Origin of the sequence: Streptomyces sp. UNOC14_S4 (assembly GCF_020740835.1) — a bacterium.
GTDB lineage: Bacteria > Actinomycetota > Actinomycetes > Streptomycetales > Streptomycetaceae > Streptomyces.
On record NZ_JAINFC010000497.1, the window covers coordinates 1 to 5,512 of the forward strand.

5 protein-coding genes are annotated in these 5,512 nt (G+C 74.9%); all 5 read right to left on the bottom strand.

The window, feature by feature from the left end; genetic code table 11:
- Positions 1-139 precede the first annotated feature (139 nt).
- The 5 genes from K6I34_RS30460 to proB all read right to left on the bottom strand — a co-directional run bounded on the left by K6I34_RS30460 (position 140) and on the right by proB (position 5,288).
- Positions 140-1,219, bottom strand: a complete 1,080-nt coding sequence (locus K6I34_RS30460) for a hypothetical protein (protein ID WP_229330866.1) — start codon at positions 1,217-1,219, stop codon at positions 140-142.
- Between the two features lie 120 nt (positions 1,220-1,339).
- Positions 1,340-1,951: a hypothetical protein gene (locus K6I34_RS30465; protein ID WP_229330868.1), complete on the bottom strand. Its 612-nt coding sequence runs from the start codon at positions 1,949-1,951 to the stop codon at positions 1,340-1,342.
- Positions 1,952-2,039: 88 nt separating this feature from the next.
- The gene (locus K6I34_RS30470; RefSeq protein WP_229330870.1) at positions 2,040-3,350 is read right to left on the bottom strand and encodes a glutamate-5-semialdehyde dehydrogenase; all 1,311 of its coding nucleotides are present in this window, start codon (positions 3,348-3,350) and stop codon (positions 2,040-2,042) included.
- Positions 3,351-3,454: 104 nt separating this feature from the next.
- Positions 3,455-3,940, bottom strand: a complete 486-nt coding sequence (locus K6I34_RS30475; RefSeq protein WP_229330872.1) for a hypothetical protein — start codon at positions 3,938-3,940, stop codon at positions 3,455-3,457.
- A 235-nt stretch (positions 3,941-4,175) separates the two neighbouring features.
- A complete protein-coding gene (proB, locus tag K6I34_RS30480) occupies positions 4,176-5,288 on the bottom strand; it encodes a glutamate 5-kinase (RefSeq protein ID WP_238489993.1) in 1,113 nt (370 codons plus the stop codon).
- Between the last annotated feature and the right edge of the window lie 224 nt (positions 5,289-5,512).

Genomic DNA, 5,512 nt, shown 5'->3' on the forward strand with positions numbered 1-5,512 from the left:
CCCCTGGGAGGGGGCTGGGGGCGGAGCCCCCGGAGAAATACCCACCCACAGCAACCCCCACCCAGCCCGTCCGGCGATTGAGGACGCGGCCGGAGGCCGCTCCCGCCCGCAGGGCGGCGACGGCGGGAAGCCGACACGGTCACCGCCGCGGCACGGACGGCTGAGCCGAAGCGGCCAGCGTCCCGCACAGCGGGGCGGCTTCCTGCGGTGTCGCGTAAGGGTCCGTTCCCGCCGGGCCGTCCGTCGTGGGGCGCTGGCCCGCGAGCAGCGGTCGCAGGAAGCCCGCGTCGTCCGCCGAGCAGGACTGCGGGCCCGCCTCGACGGAGCTCTGGAGGACGGCCAGGCGGTGCTCCTGGAGCCCGTCCCGGTCGAAGCGGAGGCGCACGTCGCGGCGGACGGTGAACAGCGACACGCCGTCGTCACCGACCGCCTTCGCGGGCCGCAGGGCGTAGACGAAGGTGTGGTCGCCGGTGACCTCCAGGGCGCCCGCGCCCGCCTCCTTCACGGAGAAGACGCCCTGGGCCCGCACGGGGGTGTCGGCGAGGGCGACCTGGGCGGGGTCGAAGCGGATGACCCAGCCGGTGGCGGCGTGCTGCCCGTCGGTGGAGGGGCGGTCGAAGCTGCGGTCGTACTGGTCGAGCTGGGCCGGGTCCAGCAGCAGCCGTACCGAGCGCTGCGCGCCGCCCACCAGCACGGCCGGGTCCAGCGCGGACTTCACGGTGTACTCCTTGGCCAGGGCGAGGGCGGCCATCACCTGGCTCTCGGAGAAGTGCTGCGTGCTGCGCGCGGGCGGCAGGGTGACCCCGTCCACGCCCTGCCGGTACTGCGCCGCGGGGCTGTGGTCGAACAGCTCCCCCGCCGTGCCGCCGGGCACCGCGTCGCGCGGGGCGAGCGGGACGACCGTGGCGTGCATCGGCTCGGCGGCGGGCACCGCCGGTTCCTTGTACGGGTGCCGCAGGCCCATGTAGACGGCCGTGCCGAAGGCGAGGGCGATCAGTATCACCAGGAGGAGTATCTGTCGCGAGGTGCTGACCCGCGCCCACACATGGCGGTTGCGCACGGCGAGCGCGTGGTCACCCATCCGCTCGCGTGCCGAGTACTCCTGGAGCCGGGCAGCGCGGATGAACGATTCGTCGAAGACGACGGATCGGTACTCGTCATCCCCACCGGGGACACCTTCGGGCGTGCCCCCTTCAGGTGGGTCTCCAGGCCCGTCCATACCTCAAGAGTAGGTCCGCCGGGGCTTCGGTAAACGCGCTGGTACACGACAAGTTATGGGCAAAATCCGCCGTCCGCGGTGCGTGCATGCGGCACCCGCCGGGGCGTCCTCCGGGGCCGCTCAGCGGCGGGGCGCGGCGGAGGCCACGGGCGGCTCGGAGTCGGCGGACACCGACGGCAGCGGGCCGGGCCGCTGCCCCGCCGGGGCGTCCACTCCTGTGGTCGCGGGCGGGGGGTCGGAGCTCGGCCTGCTGTCGGAGGAGGAGCTGCGGTAGACGGCGGCGAAGGCGAGCGCCACCACGCCGATGCCCATCACGACGGCGAGCACCCAGGCGACCGGACGCTGCCAGCGGGCGTGCCCCCGGTAGGGCCTGCGGGCGGCGCCGTAGCGCCCGTACGGGCCGTAGGCGTCGTCCGGGTCGAGGTCCTGCGCGAGGCCGTACCACTCACCGCGCACACCGGGGCGGGCCGCGCCGTCCCCCCGGGGATCGAGGGGCGGCGGGTCGTCGTCCGCGGAGCCGCCGCCCGTCCTGGGGCGGGCGGCCTCCGCCTCCGCGCGGGACTGGGCGGCCGCGAGCATCCGCTCGGCCGCGGTCGGTTCGTGGATCCTGGCGGACCGCACGAACTGCTCGTCGAAGACCACGGAGGCGAACGGGTCGTCCGCGCCTCCGTGTCGGTGGCTGTCGGGCTCCTCGCCGTCCGGGAACGGCTGGCCCCCCACGTCGTCCGGCACCCGTCCAGCGTAGCCCCGGAAGGCCCAATCCGTGCAGCCGGTACGGGAATTCGGGGCTCCTGGAAACTCGGGCGGACCCCGGCGGGCCTCAGCGGCGCACGTGACCGTCGCCCGTGACGATGTATTTGGTGGACGTGAGCTCGGGCAGGCCCATGGGCCCGCGGGCGTGCAACTTCTGTGTGGAGATGCCGATCTCGGCCCCGAAGCCGAACTGGCTGCCGTCCGTGAACCGCGTCGAGGCGTTCACCGCGACCGTCGTCGAGTCCACCAGCTGCGTGAAGCGGCGGGCCGCCGCCTGCGAGGTGGTGACGATGGCCTCCGTGTGGCCGGAGGTCCACAGCCGGATGTGCCGCACGGCGGCGTCCAGGGAGTCCACGACGGCGGCGGCGATGTCGTACGAGAGGTACTCGGTCTCCCAGTCCTCAATGGTCGCCGGGACGACCTTTGCGCCGCTGTCCGGGACGGCCTCCGCGAGCGCGAGGACGCGCTCGTCGCCGTGCACCGTCACGCCCGCCTCCGCCAGCGCGGCGAGCGCGCGCGGCAGGAACTCCGCCGCGATGTCCTGGTGCACGAGGAGCGTCTCGGCGGCGTTGCACACACTGGGGCGCTGCGCCTTGGAGTTGACGAGGATCTCCACCGCCATGTCGATGTCGGCCTGCGCGTCCACGTACACATGGCAGTTGCCCGTGCCGGTCTCGATGACGGGGACGGTGGACTCCTCGACGACCGTGCGGATCAGCCCCGCGCCGCCGCGCGGGATCAGCACGTCGACCATGCCCCGGGCGCGCATCAGCTCGCGCACGGAGTCGCGGCTCTCGCCGGGGACGAGCTGCACGGCGTCCGCGGGCAGCCCGGCGCCGCCGACGGCGTCCCGCACCACGCGCACCAGGGCCGTGTTGGAGGCGTACGCGGAGGAGGAGCCGCGCAGCAGCACGGCGTTGCCAGACTTCAGGCAGAGGGCGGCGGCGTCCACGGTGACGTTGGGCCGCGCCTCGTAGATGATCCCGACGACGCCCAGCGGGACCCGCACCTGGCGCAGGTCGATGCCGTTGGGGAGGGTCGAGCCGCGCACGACCTCGCCGACGGGGTCGGGCAGGGCCACCACGTCGCGTACGTCCTTGGCGATGGCGCGCACCCGCTCGGGGGTGAGGGTCAGCCGGTCGACGACGCTCTCGCTCGTGCCCGCGGCGCGGGCCTTCGCGACGTCCTCGGCGTTGGCCTCGACGATCTCCCGGGTGCGGACCTCCAGCGCGTCGGCGATCGCCAGCAGCGCCTCGTCCTTCACCGAGCGCGGCAGTGGCGCCAGCTCGGCGGCCGCGGCGCGGGCCCGGTAGGCGGCGCGCAGCACCGGGGACTGCGGCATGGGGTCGGCGAGGGGGGAGGGGAAGTCGCTGCTCATGGCCCGAGCCTAACCGCGCGGGGCGCCCCGGCCGCTACGCGTTCCGTACTGCAAGACGAAACCGCAAGACGCGCGGCAGCACGACAGAAGGGTCCGGGAGGGGGTCAGAAGGGGTGCACGCCGACCGGGACGGCGGGCAGCGGGCCGTGGCCCGCGGCGACGCGCTGGTGGTACGTCCCCCGGTCGATGACCTCCAGACCGACGATCTCCCAGGGCGGCAGCCGGGCCGACGAGCGGTGCTCGCCCCACAGGCGCAGCGCGACGGCCGCCGCGTCGTGCAGGTCGCGCGCCTCCTCCCAGTAGCGGATCTCGGCGTGGTCGGTGGCGTAGCGGCTGGTCAGCAGGAAGGGGTGGTCGTGGGCGAGCTGTTCCAGGCCGCGCCGGACCTCCGCGAGCGGCGCCTCGGCGCCGGAGACGCTGAGGGTGATGTGCCACAGCCGGGAGGGCTCGCCGCCGCCCCGCGGCCCGGCGGGGACAGGGCGGCGCTCTCCCTGCCGCTGCCCGCCGTCCGCGGTGTCCTGGGGACCGACGCTGGTCAGCGCGCGCTCCGCCGTGCCTCGGGACGGTGCCCCTGGGCGCCCTCGTCTCACCGGCGGCCTCCTGTTGATCGCCGGCTCCGCGCGCGTGCGGCGGAGCCGTGCCGTGCTGGTCGTCGCTCGTGGTCCGGAGGTCCCGCGCCCCGCCCGTGGCGGTCCCCCGCATCCATGGTGACCAGCCCGGGGGCGCCGTGCGGGCGTTTTCGCGGAAGGTCCCCACGGAAAGGCCGCACGGGTTCCCGGAACGGGCGGGCCAGGTCCCACCCGTCTCGTCCGCCTCTGACGTCCGTCAGGGGCGCAGCACGACCAGGTCGTCGCGGTGCACGACCTCGCGCTCGTACTCGGGTCCGAGCTCCTTGGCCAGGTCACGGGTGGAGCGCCCGAGCAGCCGGGGGAGCTCCGCCGCGTCGTAGCCGACGAGCCCGCGGGCCACGGCCCGGCCCGTGGTGTCCCGCAGCTCGACGGGGTCGCCCGCGCTGAATTCGCCCTCGACGGCGGCGATGCCCGCGGGCAGCAGGGAGGCGCCCCCGTCGAGCACGGCGCGCACCGCGCCGTCGTCGAGCGTCAGGGCGCCCTGCGGCGCGGAGGCGTGCGCGAGCCACAGCAGCCGGTCGGTGGAGCGGCGGCCGGTGCGGTGGAAGTACGTGCCGGTGGACCGCCCCGCGAGGGCGTCGGCGGCCCGGCTGGCGGAGGTGAGGACGACGGGGATGCCCGCGGCGGCGGCGATCCGGGCGGCCTCGACCTTGGTGACCATGCCGCCGGTGCCGACGCCCGCCTTGCCCGCGCTGCCGATCGACACGCCGTCCAAGTCCTGCGGACCGGCGACCTCGGCGATCCGGGACGTGCCCGGGGTGCTGGGGTCGCCGTCGTACAGGCCGTCGACGTCCGACAGCAGGACCAGCAGGTCGGCGCGGACGAGATGGGCGACCAGGGCGGCCAGCCGGTCGTTGTCGCCGAAGCGGATCTCGTCCGTGGCGACGGTGTCGTTCTCGTTGACGATCGGGACCGCGCCCATGGCCAGGAGCTGGTCCAGCGTCCGGTAGGCGTTGCGGTAGTGGGCGCGGCGGCTGGTGTCGACGGTGGTGAGCAGCACCTGGCCGACGCGGCGGCCGTAGCGGGCGAACGACGCCGTGTAGCGGGCGACGAGCAGGCCCTGGCCGACGCTGGCCGCCGCCTGCTGGCGGGCCAGGTCGCGCGGGCGCCGGTCGAGCCCCAGCGGGGCGAGGCCCGCGGCGATGGCGCCGGAGGAGACCAGCACTATCTCCTTCCGCTCGCCCGCCTTGGCCAGCGTGTCGACCAGCGCGTCGACGCGGTCCGCGTCGAGGCCCCCGGCCGCCGTGGTGAGCGAGGAGGAGCCCACCTTGACCACGATCCTGCGGGCCCGGGTGACCTCCTCCCGCAGCTCCCGCTCCCCCGTATTCGCCCCTGCCCCTGTCACGTCCGCACACCCCTGGTGATTCGCCGGTTCTTCTCACTCGTCCGACCCGCAAATCTACCGCCTGCGATTGTGGCCGTTCGGCCCTATTTTGCGTTGGTTGCCGTGGGCGAAGATTGCTCCTGGCCCGGCCGCCGTCATACGGTCGGTGGTCGACCGTTGCTCCGGTCCTCCCCCGCCCGCCCCTCAGG